This is a genomic window from Dehalococcoidia bacterium (assembly GCA_021295915.1).
Lineage (GTDB): Bacteria > Chloroflexota > Dehalococcoidia > Lucifugimonadales > UBA1123 > VXRN01.
In genome coordinates this window covers 29200-48750 of record JAGWBK010000015.1, presented here as the reverse complement: position 1 = coordinate 48750, position 19551 = coordinate 29200, and the positions used below count along the sequence as shown (strand labels likewise).

The 19551-nt window shown below is 57.2% G+C and carries 18 protein-coding genes and 1 pseudogene; 11 read left to right on the top strand and 8 right to left on the bottom strand.

Features of this window, described 5'->3' with window-relative positions; genetic code table 11:
- Positions 1-96 precede the first annotated feature (96 nt).
- Positions 97-312: pseudogene (locus J4G14_06485) on the top strand (sensor histidine kinase).
- Between the two features lie 59 nt (positions 313-371).
- Positions 372-1112 (top strand): response regulator transcription factor, encoded by a 741-nt coding sequence (locus J4G14_06480; GenBank protein MCE2457446.1) that lies wholly within the window; start codon positions 372-374, stop codon positions 1110-1112.
- A 130-nt stretch (positions 1113-1242) separates the two neighbouring features.
- Here J4G14_06480 and ilvD read toward each other — a convergent pair whose 3' ends face one another.
- Positions 1243-2928, bottom strand: a complete 1686-nt coding sequence (ilvD, locus tag J4G14_06475) for a dihydroxy-acid dehydratase (protein ID MCE2457445.1) — start codon at positions 2926-2928, stop codon at positions 1243-1245.
- 232 nt (positions 2929-3160) lie between these two features.
- Here ilvD and J4G14_06470 point away from each other — a divergent pair, with 232 nt between their 5' ends.
- The 4 genes from J4G14_06470 to priA all read left to right on the top strand — a co-directional run bounded on the left by J4G14_06470 (position 3161) and on the right by priA (position 7187).
- On the top strand, positions 3161-3391 hold the full coding sequence (locus J4G14_06470) for a hypothetical protein (protein ID MCE2457444.1): 231 nt from the start codon (positions 3161-3163) through the stop codon (positions 3389-3391).
- A 4-nt stretch (positions 3392-3395) separates the two neighbouring features.
- Positions 3396-4181 carry a 5'/3'-nucleotidase SurE gene (gene surE / locus J4G14_06465; GenBank protein MCE2457443.1) on the top strand — a complete coding sequence of 262 codons (786 nt, stop codon included), beginning with the start codon at positions 3396-3398 and terminating at the stop codon, positions 4179-4181.
- A gap of 117 nt (positions 4182-4298) precedes the next feature.
- Positions 4299-4655, top strand: a complete 357-nt coding sequence (gene rplS / locus J4G14_06460) for a 50S ribosomal protein L19 (GenBank protein MCE2457442.1) — start codon at positions 4299-4301, stop codon at positions 4653-4655.
- A 90-nt stretch (positions 4656-4745) separates the two neighbouring features.
- The gene (gene priA / locus J4G14_06455) at positions 4746-7187 is read left to right on the top strand and encodes a primosomal protein N' (protein ID MCE2457441.1); all 2442 of its coding nucleotides are present in this window, start codon (positions 4746-4748) and stop codon (positions 7185-7187) included.
- A gap of 75 nt (positions 7188-7262) precedes the next feature.
- Here the strand turns inward: priA and J4G14_06450 are convergent, their stop codons facing one another.
- From J4G14_06450 to lepB, 5 genes are all read right to left on the bottom strand, one after another.
- On the bottom strand, positions 7263-8255 hold the full coding sequence (locus J4G14_06450) for an NHL repeat-containing protein (protein ID MCE2457440.1): 993 nt from the start codon (positions 8253-8255) through the stop codon (positions 7263-7265).
- 156 nt (positions 8256-8411) lie between these two features.
- Positions 8412-9566: a DUF1501 domain-containing protein gene (locus J4G14_06445; protein MCE2457439.1), complete on the bottom strand. Its 1155-nt coding sequence runs from the start codon at positions 9564-9566 to the stop codon at positions 8412-8414.
- 83 nt (positions 9567-9649) lie between these two features.
- Positions 9650-11047, bottom strand: a complete 1398-nt coding sequence (locus J4G14_06440; GenBank protein MCE2457438.1) for a DUF1800 domain-containing protein — start codon at positions 11045-11047, stop codon at positions 9650-9652.
- Positions 11048-11110: 63 nt separating this feature from the next.
- Positions 11111-11572, bottom strand: a complete 462-nt coding sequence (locus tag J4G14_06435; protein ID MCE2457437.1) for a transcriptional repressor — start codon at positions 11570-11572, stop codon at positions 11111-11113.
- 222 nt (positions 11573-11794) lie between these two features.
- Complete coding sequence (gene lepB, locus J4G14_06430) at positions 11795-12358, bottom strand: signal peptidase I (GenBank protein MCE2457436.1); 564 nt, start codon at positions 12356-12358, stop codon at positions 11795-11797.
- Positions 12359-12528: 170 nt separating this feature from the next.
- On the opposite strand from lepB, the gene J4G14_06425 reads away from it, so the two are divergent.
- From J4G14_06425 to ribD, 5 genes are all read left to right on the top strand, one after another.
- A complete protein-coding gene (locus J4G14_06425) occupies positions 12529-13134 on the top strand; it encodes a sigma-70 family RNA polymerase sigma factor (protein MCE2457435.1) in 606 nt (201 codons plus the stop codon).
- A gap of 15 nt (positions 13135-13149) precedes the next feature.
- Positions 13150-14226, top strand: coding sequence for a zf-HC2 domain-containing protein (locus J4G14_06420; GenBank protein MCE2457434.1), 1077 nt, complete (start codon positions 13150-13152; stop codon positions 14224-14226).
- A 157-nt stretch (positions 14227-14383) separates the two neighbouring features.
- Positions 14384-15265 carry an SIMPL domain-containing protein gene (locus J4G14_06415; GenBank protein MCE2457433.1) on the top strand — a complete coding sequence of 294 codons (882 nt, stop codon included), beginning with the start codon at positions 14384-14386 and terminating at the stop codon, positions 15263-15265.
- A 125-nt stretch (positions 15266-15390) separates the two neighbouring features.
- Positions 15391-15981 (top strand): dCTP deaminase, encoded by a 591-nt coding sequence (locus tag J4G14_06410; GenBank protein MCE2457432.1) that lies wholly within the window; start codon positions 15391-15393, stop codon positions 15979-15981.
- A 73-nt stretch (positions 15982-16054) separates the two neighbouring features.
- A complete protein-coding gene (gene ribD / locus J4G14_06405; GenBank protein ID MCE2457431.1) occupies positions 16055-17134 on the top strand; it encodes a bifunctional diaminohydroxyphosphoribosylaminopyrimidine deaminase/5-amino-6-(5-phosphoribosylamino)uracil reductase RibD in 1080 nt (359 codons plus the stop codon).
- A gap of 32 nt (positions 17135-17166) precedes the next feature.
- On the opposite strand, the gene J4G14_06400 is transcribed toward ribD, so the two are convergent.
- Together J4G14_06400 and meaB are read right to left on the bottom strand one after the other, a co-directional pair.
- On the bottom strand, positions 17167-18411 hold the full coding sequence (locus J4G14_06400) for a CoA transferase (protein ID MCE2457430.1): 1245 nt from the start codon (positions 18409-18411) through the stop codon (positions 17167-17169).
- A 32-nt stretch (positions 18412-18443) separates the two neighbouring features.
- Positions 18444-19499 carry a methylmalonyl Co-A mutase-associated GTPase MeaB gene (meaB, locus tag J4G14_06395; GenBank protein ID MCE2457429.1) on the bottom strand — a complete coding sequence of 352 codons (1056 nt, stop codon included), beginning with the start codon at positions 19497-19499 and terminating at the stop codon, positions 18444-18446.
- Between the last annotated feature and the right edge of the window lie 52 nt (positions 19500-19551).

The window sequence follows — 19551 nt, the reverse complement described above, 5'->3', positions numbered from 1 at the left end:
TCCTGGGTACCAGATCATCGTCCTCACAGACCGGCATATATAGTAGTCACGACCGGCTAAAGTAATTGTCGTCGTTCACGGTACCCGCCTGACGCCCACCTGATTCACGTTACGGCTGAGACCAGGGGCACCCACGTTGCGGTTTCAGTCTCTGACCAAGGCCAAGGCATCCCCGCCGATCGCCTTCCACACCTGTTCCGGAAGTTTTCCGGGGCGGGCGAAAATAGAGGTGACTACGGTATAGGGCTGGCAATCTGCAAGGGAGACGAATCTGGGCCGACAGCAAAGGCCCAGACCTGGGAACGACGCTAACCTTCACGCTTCCGGTGGCCGAAGAGTATCACCCCGAGGTCCAGGCGGCTGGCAGCCGAGTGCGTAGCCCAGATACGAATAGAGAGCGCCCACGAATTCTCGTGGTGGACGACGACCCGCATACACTTAGGTACGTCAGGGGTGTCCTCTCTGAGTCAGGCTATGAACTGAGCGTGACGGCGGACCCAAGTGATGTCCCCCGATTGTTGCACGACGGACAGCCCCACCTTATGTTGCTGGACCTGATGCTGCCGGGAACTGACGGAATAGAACTGATGCGAACAGTAAGCGACCTGGCCAATAAACCAGTCATATTCCTGTCAGCCTACGGGCAAGACGATGTAATCGCCAGGGCATTCGATTCAGGAGCCTCCGATTATGTCGTCAAACCGTTCTCACCTACCGAACTCGTGGCCAGGATCAACGCCGCGATGCGCCGGCATTGGTCTCCACTCAGCGACATTGAATTTGGCAAGCCCTTTGTACTGCACGACCTTGTCATCGACTACGCTCAGCGCCGGGTCTCCGTTTCAGGTACTCAGATCGAGTTGACTAACACCGAATATCGCGTCCTGGTAGAACTCTCAACCAACGCCGGACGAATCATGACTCACGAGCAACTGGTGCGACGTGTATGGGGACATAACAACTCGAGTGATTCAGCCCCAGTTCGCATAATAGTTATGAGACTACGCAGCAAGCTTGGTGACGACGCGGAGAACCCGAGCTATATCTTCACCAAGCGGCGTGTAGGTTACTGGATGGCTGAGGCAGACGAAGGGACAGGTGCTTTGGCCTGAAGGCCGCTGCACTTAGCCTTCGTGGTAAGAGAAAGCGCTCCCGAGTGTTCGGGAGCGCCTCAGTCTGGAAGTGTTCCCCTGCCCTTCAATATTTCAATGAATGGTCAGAGGGTTGGACCCGTGCGCAGGTTCAGGTCGTTACAGCCCCCCTCGACGCGGAAGACACGAGCTTCGCATACTTGCCCATTACTCCTGTCGTGTGCCGTGGCTCCGGCGGCTGCCAGTCCTGCCTACGCTGCTCCAATTCTTCATCCGACAGGTTGACGTTGAGAGTCCGACTCTCGACGTCCATTGTGATTGTGTCGCCGTCCCGAACCAGACCGATCGGCCCACCGACAGCAGCCTCGGGTGCTACGTGTCCGATAATCGGGCCCCTGGAGGCTCCTGAGAACCTTCCGTCCGTCATCAGCAGGATGTCTTCACCGATGCCGGTCCCCATCATGGCGCCGGTGACCGAGAGCATCTCCTGCATTCCGGGCCCACCCTTTGGACCTTCATAACGAAGCACCAGAACGTCGCCAGCCTCAATCTGTCCTGTGGTAACTGCCTCGAAGGCGGCACGCTCTCCATCATAGACCTTTGCAGGCCCCTCGTGCTGAAGGCGGCTGGTGCTTGACACCTTCATCACACATCCCTCTGGGGCAAGGTTGCCTTTGAGAATGACCAAGCCACCAGTAGGGCTCTTGGCATTTGGAATCGAATAGATAACCCTGTTATCGGGTGCGATATCTACGTCGGCCAGGTTCTCGCCAATAGTCGTGCCGGTGATTGTCATGCAGTCCTCGTGGATCAGGCCTGCTCCGGCAAGTTCCTTCATCACGACGGGGACACCACCGACCTTGTCCATGTCAGACATTACGAATCTTCCACCGGGCCTGAGATCAGTTATGTAGGGAGTTGTGCGGCTCAATTGATCGAAATCGTCCAGATCCAGTTCGACTTCGGCCTCGTGCGCTATGGCGAGCAGGTGGAGGGCGGCATTGGTTGATCCACCCATTGCGAGCACAACGCGAATGCCATTCTCAAACGCCTCCCGAGTCATGATGTCGCGAGGTTTGAGGTCCTTCTCGAGGAGGCTGTAGATCACATCCCCGGTGTCGAAGGCAACCTGATCGTTTCGAGGATCAATTGCCGGTATCGAAGCGGCACCCGGAATCGACATGCCCATCGCCTCTATGGCGGACGACATCGTATTGGCAGTGAACATGCCAGCACACGCCCCTTCTCCGGGGCACGCGACGCGCTCCATTCCAATTAGCTCGTCGAGGGTAATCTGGCCCTGAGCATAGGAGCCTACAGCCTCAAACATGTCCTGGATATTGATGTCTTCTCCGCGCCAGTTGCCGGGCATGATCGCGCCCCCGTACACAAAGACGGACGGCACGTTGCACCGCGCAATGGCCATCATTGCTCCGGGCATATTCTTGTCACAGGCTGCCACGACGACGAGGCCGTCCATGCTTTCTCCGAAAGTGACGGTCTCTATGGAGTCTGCGATCACCTCCCTGCTTACCAGGGAGGCCTTCATGCCTTCGGTACCCATCGAAATGCCATCGCTGATGGTTATAGTGCCGAACATGAATGGAACGCTCTTTGCAGCCCAGAGTCCATCCTTCACTCTCTGCGCCTGCCTGTTGAGATGAACATTGCAGGGAGTGACGTCCGAGGCGAGGTTGCCGACGGCGACGAACGGCTTTTCCATGTCCTCGTCGCGAAGGCCGGTGGCGCGCAACATGGCACGAGCAGCCGCGCGGTCAGGTCCGTCCGTTACGACCCGACTATTCTTCTTGAGATCGACTTTTACTTCGGTGGTCATCGGGATCCTCCCGGTTAAGTAACGCGGCGTCCTGAAGAATTCGGCCGCATCAGGATAAGATGATTATATATCAGGCCTCAACGCCACGTAAAAGTCGGCGCTGGTATAATGCCACCGGCCAGAAGCGACCTGGGCTTTCAGGGTTTAAGCAAAAGACAGACCGCTTAGTGTGTCGAGACGCTTTTTTGGACAGACGATCTCAGTAGAGCGGGACCCCGTAACGAGGGAACCGATGGCGTTCTCCTTCAAGGAGGAGACGTATAAAGTTGCACGGATCATGACGTCATGGCAGGACTACGGCTTCCCAAGTGACGGTCGAAAGCATAGCTGGCGGCAACGATATCATCGCAACTACTACAGGGTGGAGACTGCCGAGGGCCGCAAGTTCGAAATCTATTACGATCGTGGCGTGTCGATGGACAGCCCCAAGTACATGCGCTGGTATGTGACGCGAGAGATATAGCACATTGAGAATTCTAGTCACCAATGATGACGGCATTAATGCGGAAGGCCTGTGGACGCTAGTTGAGGCACTTGAGTCCGTTGGAGAGGTCTCAGTCGTCGCGCCGGACCGTGACCAGAGCGGTATAGGCACCGCTCGCACGCTGCTCAACATCCTAAGAGTGTCTGAGGTCGAGTCACGCAGGGAGGGAATTTCGGCATTCACTGTCAGCGGCACCCCTTCTGACTGTGTGATTCTCGCCTCTGAGTCCATCTTCAGTGAGCCATTCGATCTAGTTGTGTCTGGAATCAATGAGGGTGCAAACCTCGGACTTGACGCCTTCGACTCCGGCACGGTTGGGGGAGCCATGAGAGGGTACTTTCGTAGAATCCCCTCGATTGCTGTGTCCGTTACTGCAGTGACTGGTGTCCAGTACGAATCGGCCGCGCAGGTAGCTATGAGACTGGCACATGAGGTGGTCGGAAACGGCGTCGGACCCTTTCTCTACAACGTAAATGTCCCAAATGTTGCGCCAGATCGCATCAAGGGCATCCGCACGACTTTTCTGGGCCCTAAAGCCTATCTCGAAAGTGTGATACAGGGCCAGGACGGCCGCCGCACGCATTTCTGGATTCTGCACAACAAGCCAATTGGTGACGAGATACCAGAAGGGTGCGACGTCTGGGCCACCCGGAATGGCTGGGTATCCATAACTCCCATGGATCCTGCAAATATGTCGAGTTCCGACCTGACGGGTTTCGCCGGTCTGGCGAAAGGGGTCGCCAACAGTATGGACCTGCCCTGGGCATAGAACCTGCGCGGTCATGTGACTTGAACCAAATTGAAGCAAATCTATACAATTACCTGACGTACTTCTCAGTACCTACTGAACATACTGATACTCAACGCCCATTCAGGACAAAAGCCAATGGAAGCACATCAGCTGGTCAAGCTTCAAACGAACGAGAACATCGACGATTTCACGCCTGGTGACACCGTTCAGGTAGGTGTTCGCGTAACGGAAGCCAACCGCACCAGGACACAGGTGTTCGAGGGCGTGGTGATCAGGTCACGCGGAAGCGGGCCCGGTGCATCCTTCACGGTCAGGCGCGTCAGCTACGAAATCGGCGTGGAGCGGACTTTCATGCTGCACTCGCCAAACGTGGAATACGTAAAGCTTGTCCGACGTGGGCGAGTACGTAGAGCCCGGCTATACTACCTGCGTGGCAGGTCGGGTCGCGCGGCCCGTATTCCCGAAGACCGCAGGGAGCGTGCAAGGCGCTAGGGGTAAGTCCACTCCTCAGCTCGCATCCGTCCTTGGAAGTCTCCCAAACTCGACCCTGAGTCGATGGCAGCGCCCGCGAAGGGGGATGCCGTGAGATTCGCCGAAGTTGCTGTCGACGCCCGAACGGGGCCCTCGAGGACTTTCAGTTACTCCGTACCATCCGGATGGCACCTGATTCCTGGACAACTCATCCGCGTACCATTCGGTCCCAGGACTATTCAGGGCGTTGTCTTTGAGTTAACTGACACGCCAAGTGTCGAAGAGACGCGCGAGATCGCAGAGAACCTCTTCGAGGACTCCCTGGTAAATGGTACTCACCTGACCCTCGCACGCTGGATCAGCGACTACTACCGATGTTCCCTCTTCGAAGCCGTCGCACCCATGCTGCCGCCCGGAAGCCGTGTGCAGACACGGACAGTTGTGTCCCTATCTGAAGACGTCACAGACATCGAGTCGGTTTCCAATAGCGACAGGCAACTCCGCGTGCTGGAGGCCGTCCGAAGAGATGGACAGGTTGACGTTGATTCCCTTGCTTCCAGCTTGGGGGAATGGGTCAGAGCTACAGTTGGCCCACTCGTATCCCGCGATGTATTGGAACGCACCTATAGATCAAATCGCCGGATGATCGGTCCGAGGTACGTGGAGTATCTACGGGTAAAACCGAGCGCACTGACAGAGATCCGCCGGTGGCTTGCCGATCCCAAGAACAGGGCTCATCGCCAGTCGGCGCTGATTCTTAGCCTGATCGAGTCCACAGGACTGACACCCGCGACCCAGGCAAGAAGAGAGTTCGGAGCCTCTGCCGTTTCGGCTCTGATGAAGAGAAGGTTCATAGACATAGATCGGACTGAGGTGTTTCGTGACCCGTTGGCTGATAGGGAGTATGAACCCGGTCCGAAGGTTGAACTTTCCCCACCCCAGCAGACTGCAGTTAACGGAATCTCCAGGGCTTTGGGCGACAACACCGTGGAACCAAGGGTAATTCTCGTGCAGGGAGTTACCGGCAGCGGCAAGACCGAGGTGTACCTGTCTACGGTGGAGCAATGCCTGGCACTTGGACGTCAAGCGATCGTGCTGGTTCCTGAAATCGCACTTACCACTCAGACCATAGAGAGGTTCGCAGGGCGCTTCCCGGGTCGTGTTGCCGTGCAGCACAGCGGACTCACAGCTGGCCAGCGCCACGATCAGTGGTGGGCGATTCACAGTGGTTCGCGAGACGTAGTGATTGGCTCACGGAGCGCTGTGTTCGCCCCCCTGTCCAATCCTGGCCTGATCATTCTGGACGAGGAGCATGAGTGGACCTACAAGCAGCACGACATTGCGCCCAGATACCACGCAAGATCAGTAGCGGAACACCTCGGGAGACTATCGGGTGCAGTCACGGTGCTGGGCAGTGCATCGCCAGATGTCGGCTCTTACTACCTGGGGCGCCGGCGCGAGTATGGTCTGCATAGTCTTAAGGACAGACTCGTCAGGGAACCAGACGGGAGCACCTCGATCCTTCCACTACCAGAGGTGGAAGTGGTCGACATGAGGCGGGAGCTACGCGAGGGAAACAGGGGAATGTTCTCCCGCAGGTTGCACTCCGAGCTGGCTTCCTGTCTGGACGCGGGACAGCAGGCGATTCTATTTCTGAATCGGCGTGGCACTGCCTCACACATGCAGTGTCGCCACTGTGGACTCAGCCTGTCATGCCGGAGCTGTGACATTGCCCTAACGTACCACAGACCTATACAGCGGCTAATCTGCCACTACTGCGGGCGGCGAAGGCGAATGCCGGAAAACTGCCCGGAGTGTCTGAGCTTCAGGCTCAGTCTGTACGGCATCGGCACTCAGTCGGTGGCTTCCGAGGTCGAGCGTGAATTCCCTCAGGCACGCGTTCTCAGATGGGACCGTGATGCCACTCGACACGCACGGGAATACGAGGAACTGCTTTCAAGCTTCAGGAGTGGTGAGGCAGACGTCATCGTTGGTACTCAGATGATCGCCAAAGGCCTGCACCTTCCAGGAGTGACACTCGTTGGAGTGGTACTTGCAGACGTCGGTCTGGGCATTCCCGACTACAGGTCAGGAGAGCGGACCTTCCAGTTGCTGTGCCAGGTAGCAGGAAGGTCAGGGCGCGAACACGACGCGGGGCGAGTCGTTTTCCAGACATACCAGCCGGAGAACTACGCCATCAGGGCAGCAGCGGCTCAGGACTACGAGCTGTTCTACATTGCCGAGATGCGTTACAGAAGGGAGCAGCGCAACCCACCATATTCACGACTGATCAGACTGGTCTACGGCCACACGAATGCCGCAATGGCCGAGTCCAGGGCCCATGAACTGGCGAATACGCTCCGGCAGGCGCAGTCTGAGGCAGACCTAGCTGACGTTGAGATACTAGGTCCTACTCCCCCGTATCCGTCCAGACTCAGAGGCAGGTACCGCTGGCATATAGTCTTGAGAGGTCATAACCCGAGGGCTCTTCTCGACTCGGTCGAGGTCCCACGCGAGTGGAGCGTTGACGTAGATCCCGTAGCTCTCACCTGAAGGACCTTCGCAATGAAAAAAAGGCGCCCCCAGAAGTGAGGACGCCCAATTTATCCTCTCGGCTTTCAGACTGGACTACAGATTGAACTGAGGATCCATGTAGTCCTTTTCTTTTGCATATACCTGCAGCCGCCCTCTTGTTGAGTCGGTGACGATGAGCCGGTCCTCGGAGTCAATCGTCAGACCCACCGGTCGCTCGAACAACCCAAGCGATGTGCGGTCCTTGACCCGGCGGTAGGCTTTCTGAGCATCGGGGTTGGAGTTGATGACCTCGGCCGCCCACTTGCTGAACTCCACAGCGTCACCATATAGGGCCGTGATCACCGTGCCATCAGGTTCGTATATCTGGATGCGCTTGTTTCCCCAGTCCGAGATGTAGACATCGCCCTCACTATCGACGGCGATGCTTGCCGGATGGTCCACATCTGCGCCATCCTCCGCTGAATCGCCTCCATAGGTAACCAGAAGGTCACCCTGCGGTGAGAACTTCACACCTCGGCTGTTGCCCCAGTCGGCAACGTAGATATTGTCGTCTCCGTCGACAAACATCCCCCAGGGCTGGTTCAGGTGTCCCTCACCGATGACCGCCAGGAACTCGCCGTCTTTGGTGAATTTTTGTATTCGATTGGATTTGGCTTCAGCGATCAGTATGTTGTCGTCGCTGTCAAATGCCAGACCAGAAGGACCATTCAACTGGCCCTCGCCGGATCCAACCTCTCCCCACTGGTTGACGAGCTCACCGTCTTCGTTGAAGATATGAATCCGGTTCTCGTGCTCATCTGAACAGTAAAGGTGTCCCCCGGAGTCAAGCGCGATGCAAGTGGGCCACATCATCTGTCTGCGCCCGAAGTCGCCAATGAACTGCTCGTCAATGGTTAGCTTGCCAATGCGCTTGTTCTCTGCAACGACGCCTCCAGCCCCGTCGTTACCGCGGCTGATGACATAGAGTACGCCATCCGGCCCTGCGGCAACGTCAACGGGCTGGGTGAAGCCATTGCCGGCTGCTGCGTTTCTTCCAATAGCATGGCTGAAATTCCAAGTCCGTCCAGCCACGGTTGTGGTCAACATGGTGCACTACTCCCAACACATGAATTGGTCGAGTCCATCGATCATTACCCCAGAACCCTTACATCTTTGGCAGAGGCCAGGGGTCCAGTAGAGGAACGCCCGCCCCAACCTCCACAGTTAAGGGAGGAGTTGGGGCGGGCGTACAAATTACAGTTTTTAGTGGCCGTTGGTCTGCAGGAAGCCAGGGGCGTCGAACTGACCGTTGACGATCGGCGGAGCCTCCATGTGGAGGTGGTTCTCGAGGATCGTCGTGTAGAAGCCGCGGTAGTCCTGGTTCGGAACCAAGTCGCCCTGTTCGAGAGCCTCGGGCCTGGTCTCCGGGTACTCGGAGTACATTCCGCCCTTGACGCTCGGCCCAATGGCGAAACCTACGCCCGCCGCACCGTGGTCCGTGCCGGAACCATTGTCTCTCACCCTGCGACCGAACTCGCTGAACATGATCATGACGACATTGTCGTCAGCGTTATTCTCGCGAAGATCGTCCCAGAAGTCCTGCACGGCTTCAGACACGTCCTGCCATAGCTTCGCGTGAGTGGTCGCCTGCGCAGCGTGGGTGTCGAACGAACCGTAGTCGCAGTAGAAGACCCTGGTGCCAACGTCCGCCGTGTGAATCTGTGCGATGTCACGGAGCTTCGAGGCGATTGGGCTTGCACCATACTCGACTGTAGACTCGTACTTGTCGGGAGCGATCTTCAGGATGTCCGCACCCTTCAACGCGTCGAGTCCGGTCTGGCCGAGATATTCCATCACCTGGCCGGTGCCCACTGCTGGCCCGTACATGTTGGCGAAGCGGCTGAGCATCTGCTCGCGCTGCTCCTGCTGCTCGATGCTGGTCAGCAATCCGTAAGTCGAAAGATCGGCGACAGAAGCTACCGACACGCCTGGTGCAACCAGCGCGCGCGGAAGAGCCTGACCGATGTTGACGCCGGTTACTGGGTTCTCTCCGTTGGGATCGATCTCTCGGAGGGCGCGACCAAGCCAGCCCTCAGTCCCAACCTTGTCCGGCTCACATGTATGCCAGATGTCCATCGAGCGGAAGTGCGACCTCGGCGAGTTCGCGTACCCTACGCCGTGGATAATCGCCATGTCGCCGCTCTCGTAGATGTCCTTCATCGGGCCCATTGCGGGATGGAAGCCGAGATCGTCGTCAAGCTTCAGTACGCGGTCCTGCGGAATCTGAAGCGATGGGCGGCTGTCGAAATAGTGCTCATCGTTGTATGGGATGACTGTGTTGAAGTAGTCGTTCCCGCCGGTCAACTGGAGCACAACCAGGACCGGGGGCTTCCCATTTCCATTGCCATTTGCAGCCATTGCATCATCTCCTCTGGCTCACTGGCCTGCTTGGGGGGGCGGCCCTTTACTCTGTGACCACCCGTTCCCGGTTCTGATCTATCCTAGCCGAACTGATATTCCCTGGTCGCAGCGATCAGGGCGAAGGTCTGTGTTGCCTTTTCCGCAAAGTCGTCCGAGGCCACATCGATATCCCCACCTGCGGAGACATGCGAGACTAGCTCGTCGTGGGTCCTCTGATCAACTTGGAGCGGGCCCATGATGTCCAGGCAGCGGTCCACGAGCTCGTCGGCAGACATCGTTGCTCCGTTGTCTCCGACGTAGTCGATCATGGATCGAACGCCCTCGAGTTCAACGTTGCTCACGCGGTCTGCAACGAAGTTGACGCGCTTTACGAGTGAACCGCTGTTGATCCACTCGCGGCCAGTGTGCCAACCTTCGACGCTCGGTGGGTCCAGAATGTCCTGACCCATATAACCCGGCTCCTTGCCCAGCGCCTCCAGGCGCGGGTCGGGGCCAGTCATGTCCTTGGTTGTGCGGAGCGTGCCAACGACGACCTCTGTCGGGCTCTTCACCTTCTGGTACTGGGCTTCCTTGAAGAAGTCCGAGTTGAATAGCTGGCGGAGCACCGGCTTGATATCGTAGTTATTGTCCACGAAGGTCTTCGACAGCGCCTCGATTGCCTCGGGGTTACGAGGTGGCTCGATGTTCCACGCAGGTACCTGAGGCTCGTCAGCTACGAAGAAGTTGTACAGGTGCCTGGTGATGAACCTGGGGCATGCTTCCTGGTCGAGGATGATGTCGATGATGTCCTCGCCGTTGAAGTTGCCCGTGCGACCCAGGAACGTCTTCTCAGTCTGGTCGTGGTCCTCGGGCCTGAAGCTGAACTTCCAGGGATGCCGTCCGTATGGGTAACGAGGCATCTTTGCATCGATCGTCCAACCAGTGAAAGCGCGAGAGCACTCAAACACGTCGGTCTCGGTGTAGTGGCCGACTCCAAGGCTAAACAGCTCCAGAAGCTCGCGTCCCCAGTTTTCATTGGGAGCGTGCTTATGGTTCTCGTTGTTGTCCAGCCAGTAGATCATGGCAGGATTCTGTGCGAGGGCAAGCAGCAGTTCCCGATAGTTCGCCATTCCGAGTTCACGGAACATATCGATCTGTTCGAGCAGGTGGTTGCAGTTGTCGACCTTGGCGTTGCCGGTCGCGAAGACGTGATGCCAGAACAGCGCCATCTTCTCTTCCAGCGGCCGCTGGGTCGTTACCATCCAGTACAGCCAGTTGGCCTGTCCAGGTGCTGCCGCACCTCCGGGCACCTCAGTAATAGGGTGGTACCTATACAAGGTGTACTCATCTACAGGCGGCTGGCTGTCCGAGTCAATCAGCATTTCTACTGTCTGCTCATACCCAATCTCGCAATAGCGCTCAACCTCGTCACGAGTTGCGCCGAAACCGGCTCGACGCATCAGGTGCGACATCAAAGCAATGTCTTCTCTTGTTGCCATCCGGGTCCTCCTTTCATTTCGTTGCAGGAGGCTCACTCCTCCCCTGCACTTTCGATTCCGCCGTCAGTCAGAAGCTGCCGCAGTCTGCGCCTGGCAGTCTGGGCAGAAACCATAATAGTCTGTGCGCTGGCGCACGAGGCGATAGCCTGTGTCTTCAGAGAGTCTATCCAGGTGGTCCGAATTGGATGACTCGACATCCATATCTTCAATGGACTCGCAGGAGAGACAGATTAGATGGGGATGGGATTGTGGCCGTCTACCGTCATAGCGGTTGGCGGATCCACTGAATTCCAGTTCCAGTATCTGGTCCGCGTCCTTCAGCAACTCAATGGTGTTGTAGATGGTGGCCAGGCTGGTGGAGGGATACCAGCGTCTCACTTCTGCATGGAGCTCGTTTACGCTGGGATGGCGATCATTAGAGGCAAGTGCCTGAAGCATCTTGTCCCTGCGCCTTGTGATGGAAATGCCTTGATTCAAAAGCGCGTTCCGCATCTCATCGATTCGAGCCCGAACCAGTGAATCCAAGTGGCGTCTCCTTGCGTGATTCGCCTCTATTCAGGGAGTTTGTGAACTTCCTGAACGTCTGGAATGATTCCAAATTTGACTTGGCGGCTACGATACTCAAGTAAATGATGCTTGTCAAGCTTCACCTAGCTTTGCACATGATCCCGTTTCGACGTTCGTGGCATACGTGTAATGGCCCCGCTTTTGACGCCTAATCCGCAGTTAGACTTGAGGAGGAAAGAGCTATTCAATGAAGCCGAGACTGCCTGGTGGCCAGTACCTCATCCAGGCTCGACCTATGAGGTTCTCCTGGGGCACGAGGCCCCAATCGCGCGAGTCGTTCGAGGAGCGCCTGTTGTCCCCAAGGACGTAGTAGTGCCCTTCATCTACGAAAACGGGATCGTAGCTTCTTGAACTGGAACTGGTGATAAACGGTTCGTCTAGAGGTTGTCCGTTGCGGTACACATCGCCGCGCCTGATTTCTATGCTGTCGCCGGGAACGCCGATCACCCGCTTGACGAAATCTCGTGACGGGTCGTTCGGAAAGTGGAAGATCACAACCTCGCCATATTGGGGAGGCCGAAATGCATAAATCGGGCGTTCTGATCCGTTGGTGTACGCGTGCACGAATGGTATTAGCGAACCAAGATCATCCATGCCGACTCGCGCATATGCAATCTTGTTGACGAGAAGGTATTGGTCCTGCGCAAGGGTCGGGGTCATACTGGATCCCTCGACCTTGAAGTTCTGGACGCTGAACTCCATCAACACAAACAGCAGCAAAGCCAATAGGATCGTTTCGATCATCTCTCTGGCAATTCTTCTCATCAGTGAGTTCTTGTGGCTGCTTATTCCTGGTCGATACTTCGGCACCTGAGAATCACTGGTGCCAAGCGCAGTTACAATTATAGGGTAGTTGCAGGTTACCGGGTCACACATAGGCCGGCTTCTGAGCCGGCAATCTGGAGCGGGCGACAATAGGCAGACACACGGACAGCTGCTATGACGATGGCGCACTGATCTGTCAGGCTCAGAGCGGCGATCTATGTGCATTCAACAGGATTGTCGCTCGATACCAGAACCAGGTCGTAAACCTCGCCGCGCGTATGTTGGGCAACCGAGGGCAGGCAGAGGACGTAGCCCAGGACACGTTCATTTCGGCCTACCGATCGCTCAGCCGTTTCAGGGGAGGCAACCTCAGATCGTGGCTCTTCAGGATCGCAGCAAACGGCAGCCGGGATGTTCTACGTCGTCGTCAACGCAGGCCCGAGAGTTCACTAGAGCAATCTCTGGAGAGTCCTTCGTTTCAGCCCGTTTCCGGTGATGAGTCCCCTGAAGAGGCTACACAGCGCAGTGAACTCAACAGCGAGATCCAGCAAGCAATCCTGACACTGGCAATCGATCAGAGAACGGCCCTCGTGCTTGTCGATGTGCAGGGACTAAGTTACAGCGAGGCGGCCGAGGCGATGAGCGTGTCCATTGGGACCGTGAAGTCCAGGTTGAGCCGGGCGAGGTCTCGTGTGAGGGATGCCCTGATGGAGCGTCGGGAACTACTAGGGGACTGGATACGTCTTGATGAGTAAGAGGACTCATTCAAATTGCTAGGTTTTTTTGACAGATTCAGACATGGACGAACGCGAGATCTGCTGTCGTCGTACATCGACGGAGAGGTCAGCACCTCTGAGCACCTCCGCATAGAACGTCACCTAGCTGAGTGTGAAGAGTGCCAGCAGGAGCTTGAATCGCTCAGGCTGACAGTGTCGGCACTGCGTCAGTTGCCGGAGATCCAGACCGCACGTTCATTCGAGATTTCAGAGAGACCCGCACCAGTGAGGAGTGCAACTGGATGGATAGTAGGAGTACGCTTGGCCGCGTCGGCAGCAGCAGTCGTGCTGGTAGGGCTGATCCTCGCAGACGTGACTGGTCTTGTTGTGCAGTCCGATCTGACAGACTGGGCAAGACAATCTGAGAGAGCCGAGTCTCAGCCACCTGCGCAGCCAGCAGCGGCTGCTCCAGCGATGGCCCCGGCAGCCGCGGCACCGGCCGCACCTCAAGCACCCGCCGCTCCCGTTCAAGCGATGGAGGCCCAGGCTTCCGCCGCCCCCACTCAGGCTCCTGCTGCTCCTGCTCCCGCCCCTGCAGCGGCTCCAGTGGCACCAGCGGCCGCACCACCGGCCCCGACGTCTCCCCCCGTCGCTGCAGCAATGAAGAGTGAGCCCGAACCTACTTCAGCACCCGACTTAGCAATGGCTGACTCTCCCATACAGCTAAGGGCAGCCGACGAAGTCGCGGCTGCAACCTCGTCGCCAGAGTCAGCATTGGGGGTAACAACAGAGACCCTACCAACATCCACGCCTACCGCAACAGCTTCTCCCACCTCGACTGCTACCCCAGTGCCCACTAAGACGCCCGAACCTACGCCGACTCCAGTCCCAACCGCGACTCCCACCAACACACCTACACCTTCGCCGACGCCCACCGTTACGTCGACTCCAGCGAGCGAGCCGAGTCCGACCCCGACAGTAACCAACACTTCAACTAGACTTCAGCCTGGTGAGGGCGACGACTTGGCGCCACGTCCCGAATTCCCTCTACTGCAACTGGAAATTGCATTCGGAATTCTGTTGATCCTTCTTGTTGGAGTTTCATTCTGGATATCACGAAGAGGTCACTAGGCCGCGGCCCTACCGGCGGGCGCGCCTTAGAGGGGCAGCTTCAGGAGGATCAATTGGAACAGACACGGCGCCTGTTACGTCTATACAATCAAGGGCCACAATTTCGTGGTTGCCCAAATCAAGAGGAATGCAAAGCAGTTCAAGAGGAGGTCTATTGATGAACAGGCTATGGAAAAACATGGCGTTGGCAGCGGCCTCGGCCCTGCTAGTAATGTTGGTAATGGGATGTGCATTCGAGAGTGAGGCTGCGACCCACGAACCGGAAACCAAGACCGACGAGGCCGCGCCAGCATCCCTGGGTGTTGTAACTGCAGCAAGTGCAGCCACAGGGGCTCCCCTGTCCCAATCCGCGGCTCTGTTTGACAGAGTTGCGGCAGGAGAAGCAGGCATCTGGGTGACCGGGACTGGACAGGTCTCAATGGAGCCGGACCTTGTGATACTGAATCTTGGCGTCGAATCCATGGCCGAGACTGTCTCATATGCAAACGGTATGGCCGCGGACGCAATGGACGCCATCATGAATACTCTTACGGAAAACGGAGTTGAGGATCTCGACATTCAGACCCATAACTTCAACGTCCGACCGCAATATGAGTGGATAGAGATTGAAGAGGACGGCAGGAGATCAAACCGGCGTGAACTCGTTGGGTACGAAGTGACAAACAACCTCACCGCAAAGATCAGAGACCTGGAATCTGTCGGGACCTTGATCGACGATGTGATTGAGGCCGGAGGCGACGCCACGAGATTTGATGGCATCAATTTCACAGTGGAGGATACCTCCGAGGTGATGTCACAGTTGCGTGAGAATGCGATCATGGATGCAATGGAAAAGGCTCAGCAGATCGCCGATGTAGCTGGTGTGACACTTGGAAGCCTTGAATACATCACGGACTCTGCCGTGAGGACACAGAGAGTAGACCCATACGCGCCGCGGGCAGCATTCGCTCTAGCGGCAGACGAGTCCGCTGCGACTTCGATTAGCGGAGGTGAGCTCGAGGTTTCTCTAACTGTCCACACGGCTTTCTCAATTCAATAGTGGCTCTTCAGACTTGAGGATGGCGTAGCCAGTAATCCGCGAAACCGGATACTGGCCACGCTTTCACATGGGCGAATCTTCTCGATAGAGTTCATCACGGAAACTAGAATACGGGTGCGTCACTCATGATCCTCAGCGATCGAACCATCAAAGAGCAGATGTCGGCAGGCCGAATCATTATCGATCCTCTTGGTCCGAATGCGGTACAACCAGCGAGTGTGGACATCAGGCTGGACAGTGAGATCCTCGTCTTCCGCAACAACTGGCGGACACACATCGATGTGATGAAACCAGCCGACGACGTTGTGGAAAGGGTACTGATCGAAGAGGGGCGACCATTCCTGCTGCATCCTGGCCAGTTCGCGCTAGGCAGCACGCTGGAGGCGGTGACGATTCCGGATGACATCGTAGCCAGGATCGAAGGTAAGAGTTCCCTAGCCCGCTACGGTCTGCTGATTCATTCGACGGCCGGATTCGTTGACCCCGGATGGACGGGTAAGTTAACCCTCGAGTTTTCCAACGTCGGAATCCTGGGCATAACGCTCCACAAGGGAATGAAGATCGGCCACATCTCGTTTACCCAGTTGACCACGCCGGCAGAGAATCCATATGGATCAAGTGCACTCCGCAGCAAGTATCAGGGCCAGGGCGGACCTGTGGCGTCAAGGTACTACTGGGACTACCAGCTACCCATGAACGGCGATGAATCAGCGTGACGATACAGGTCTGAACTCTCGCTGGACGGGGCCTCCCCGCAATTCAAGACGACAAGATACTGTAAGCGGTAACATGGCCCGAGCGCTCGAGCTGGCCTGGAGCGCCGTTGGCCTTACCAGTCCAAATCCACCGGTCGGAGCGGTACTGGTCAGAGGCGACCGCGTTGTGGGGGAAGGATTTACCCAGCCTGCGGGGCAGGCCCACGCCGAAATGGTCGCTCTTAATGCCGCTGGAGACCTTGCCCGTGGAGCGACGCTGTACGTCACCCTGGAGCCTTGTTCACATTACGGAAGAACGCCCCCCTGCACAGAAGCCATCATTGCCGCAGGTGTCTCCGAGGTCCATGTCGCGACGATTGATAAGAATCCCCGCGTTAGTGGATCGGGGATTGCTCAGTTAAGAAGGGCTGACATCGCCGTTCATGTCGGGCAGGGTCAGTATCAGGCTGATGAGCTAAGTGCGCCGCACTCCAGGCTGGTCTCAACTGGCAGGCCGCTTGTTACCGCCAAATTCGCAATGAGCCTCGACGGGAAGATCGCGACGCGCACGGGCGATTCGAAGTGGATTACTGGTGAAGAGTCCCGACGTTACGTGCATGAACTCAGGGCACGCTCCGACGCCATAATGGCAGGCATAGGCACCGTTATAGCCGACGATCCACAACTTACTGCTCGAAGGCCCGACGGCACTCCACTGCCCCGTCAGCCGCTACGTGTGGTCGTGGATAGCTCCGGGCGAATTCCTCTCGAATCTACTCTGCTGAGGCAACCGGGTGAAGCGTTGATTGCCGCATCTGGCGGATCCGAGGAGAAGCTGGCCCATCTCGAGGAGGCAGGTGCTAAAATCCTGACTTTGTCGGCACTTGATGGACGTGTGGACCTGCTCGTTTTGCTCACGGAGCTGGGCGATCGTGGTGTAACGAGCGTCTTCGTGGAAGGTGGGGCGACACTGCTGGGTTCGCTATTCGACGCCGGTCTTGTGGACAGGGTGGTCGCGTTCGTGGCGCCAGTGATTATCGGCGGAGACTCAGCGCTGTCACCTGTCGGCGGCGTAGGGGTCGAACGCATGGCGGACGCGCTCAGACTGAAAGACATCCAAATCCAGACATTCGGTGAAGACGTGGCCGTAACCGGCTGGTGCTCACCGATCTGATGGGCCGTCGACAAGGGCGCAGGCCTGTCGATTCAGAGAATTACGCCCCTGTCCTGCATTCGAGTAATGTCCTCCCAAGTGTATCCCAGTTCCAGGATGACCTCTTCAGTGTGCTGACCGAGTTCGGGAGCGACCGAGCGAATTGAGTGAGGGGTCTCGCTGTAGTTCACAGGATGATTGGCAAGCTTTACACGCCCCAGATCTGGATGGTCGACCTCGGTGATGTAGTGGTTCGCGATAACCTGAGGGTCGTCTGGAAGTTCGGTCAAGTTCTGCACTGGAGAGAAGATGAAGTCGCCTGACCTCTCCAGGACTTCTGCCCATTCATCGTAGGTCTTTTGCGCAAATACTCCATCCAGAATGGGTATGAGTTCGTGTCGATTTTCACCCCGCGAGATCGTATCGGCAAACTTCGGATCATCGATCAGCGCTTCCAACCCTAGTGCGGCTGCGAAAGAGGGCCAGTATCTATCGGCCTGAAAGTTCGCAAGCATCATCCAGCGACCGTCTGCACATTGGTAGTAGTTCGCAAGCGGGTTGTAAGCATCTGTCCTAGGAGGATTGTAGGTAAGGTTGATTTCGGAGTCCGGCTTGTGCTGGGTGAGCAGTCCCATGCTGACGGCCAGACCCTGTAGCCAGATTGAGCTCGACAGGTGGGAAGTGTCGACGCGCTGGCCAACCCCGTGGATTGAACGAGCGACGAGAGCGGCGAGAATACCCCACCCAAGAGTGATTCCGCCTATCTGATCTCCCACAACACCCTGAACTGGATAAGGCTCAGTCCCTTCCGGGCCGGTCGCGAACATGAGCCCGCTCCGCGCCTGTGCTGCGGCATCCAATGCCGGGCTGGCCGAGTCCGGTCCGCGAGGCCCATATCCTGAGCCCGAGGCGTATATTAGCGCAGGGTTTATCTCCTTCAGTTCCTCATAGCCCAGCCCAAGTCGTTCTGCGACACCTTTGCGAAAGTTCTGAATGAAGACATCCGCGTCGGCCACGAGTTTGTGAACGATCTCGACCCCTTCCGGCTTCTTCAAGTCGATGGCAACGCTGCGCTTGTTGCGCTGGTTCGCCTCGAAGTAGGCGTTGCGCCCGGCGGGAAGACTCCGATCAACACCGGAGGCTGAGAACACGGCTCTTCCCGGATCGCCGTCCAGAGATTCGACCTTGATTACATCGGCACCAAGATCGCCGAGCATGGTTGCCGCCACTGGGCCGAACTGCCAGATCGTCCAGTCAACTACCTTGATGCCCTCCAGGGCGTGTGGTTTCACTTCCATTCAATCTGGCCTCAAGGAGAAGAATTGGGGAACTAGGCCCCTGAGCGATAACCAGAATTTAGGCTTTCTGCTTCCATCGCTCTGGCGATCGTACCGCCCTCAATGATCTTTCGGGAGGCTGCATATGGGTCCAGAGAGCCGGTCAGAACGCACTCCACCAGTTCGGCGACACCGCTGTCGCTCTCAAGTATGCGATCAACAGCCTGGTTGGCTGATGTCTTGAGCAAGCGGCCCACCTCCCGCACGGCCTGCCTCGACCTACGCTGAGCAAGTTCTCCGGAACATCTCAAGTGATCGATGCGCGAAGATGCACCTTCGTACAGTTCAGTGATGCCTTCGCCTTTGTGAGCCTGGGTAAGCAATACGGGTGGCAATGAACTCGCGCTGTCAGATTGGAGAGAGATCATCGACCTCAGGGCCGATGCGAGTTGGCCTGCCCCATCCCTGTCTGACTTGTTGACGACAAACGTATCAGCAATTTCCAGCAGCCCGGCCTTCATGGTCTGGACGCTGTCACCTGCCTCGGGTACGAGCACGACTATGACATGGTCAGCGACGCCCATTATGTCGTATTCAGACTGGCCTACTCCTACCGTCTCCACAATGATCAGTTCTTTTCCAACAGCATCCAGGAGTTTCGCCCCAGCACGTGTTACCGCGTTGAGTCCACCGGGGACGCCCTTCGTAGCAAGGCTGCGAATGTACACTCCAGGGTCTCTGTAATGAGACTGCATCCTGATGCGGTCGCCGAGCACCGCGCCGCCAGTAAACGGACTCGTGGGATCCACCGCCAGAACGCCAACGGTCTTGCCTTTGGACCGCGCAGTGGAAGTGAGTCCATCGACAATTGTGCTCTTGCCTGCCCCGGGAGGGCCAGTAATTCCGACAATACTCCCGCGGCCAGTTACTGCGTAGGCAAGGCGCATGACCTCGCGGAGTGCTGAGATGTCCCTCTCAATCCGGGTGAAGAGACGGGCGAGTGACCTTCGGTCCCCCTGAATCGCCTTCTGGAAGAGGACTTCGATTGATCGACCTGGGGCGGGTGTCTGGCTCTGGCGATCTTCAGATGACAGCGGTGACTGCATCATGTCTGAGTCACCAGAACACCTGCAATGTGAATCACATTGGAGGCCCGCAGAT

Bases quoted from the DNA above. Each gene is read 5' to 3' on its own strand.
- J4G14_06450 (MCE2457440.1), bottom strand. From the start codon at position 8,255: ATGTTGACCACAACCGTGGCTGGACGGACTTGGAATTTCAGCCATGCT.
- rplS (MCE2457442.1), top strand. From the start codon at position 4,299: ATGGAAGCACATCAGCTGGTCAAGCTTCAAACGAACGAGAACATCGAC.
- ilvD (MCE2457445.1), bottom strand. From the start codon at position 2,928: ATGACCACCGAAGTAAAAGTCGATCTCAAGAAGAATAGTCGGGTCGTA.
- J4G14_06470 (MCE2457444.1), top strand. From the start codon at position 3,161: ATGGCGTTCTCCTTCAAGGAGGAGACGTATAAAGTTGCACGGATCATG.
- J4G14_06410 (MCE2457432.1), top strand. From the start codon at position 15,391: ATGATCCTCAGCGATCGAACCATCAAAGAGCAGATGTCGGCAGGCCGA.
- lepB (MCE2457436.1), bottom strand. From the start codon at position 12,358: ATGATCGAAACGATCCTATTGGCTTTGCTGCTGTTTGTGTTGATGGAG.
- J4G14_06415 (MCE2457433.1), top strand. From the start codon at position 14,384: ATGAACAGGCTATGGAAAAACATGGCGTTGGCAGCGGCCTCGGCCCTG.
- ribD (MCE2457431.1), top strand. From the start codon at position 16,055: ATGGCCCGAGCGCTCGAGCTGGCCTGGAGCGCCGTTGGCCTTACCAGT.
- J4G14_06440 (MCE2457438.1), bottom strand. From the start codon at position 11,047: ATGGCAACAAGAGAAGACATTGCTTTGATGTCGCACCTGATGCGTCGA.
- meaB (MCE2457429.1), bottom strand. From the start codon at position 19,499: ATGATGCAGTCACCGCTGTCATCTGAAGATCGCCAGAGCCAGACACCC.
- J4G14_06400 (MCE2457430.1), bottom strand. From the start codon at position 18,411: ATGGAAGTGAAACCACACGCCCTGGAGGGCATCAAGGTAGTTGACTGG.
- J4G14_06445 (MCE2457439.1), bottom strand. From the start codon at position 9,566: ATGGCTGCAAATGGCAATGGAAATGGGAAGCCCCCGGTCCTGGTTGTG.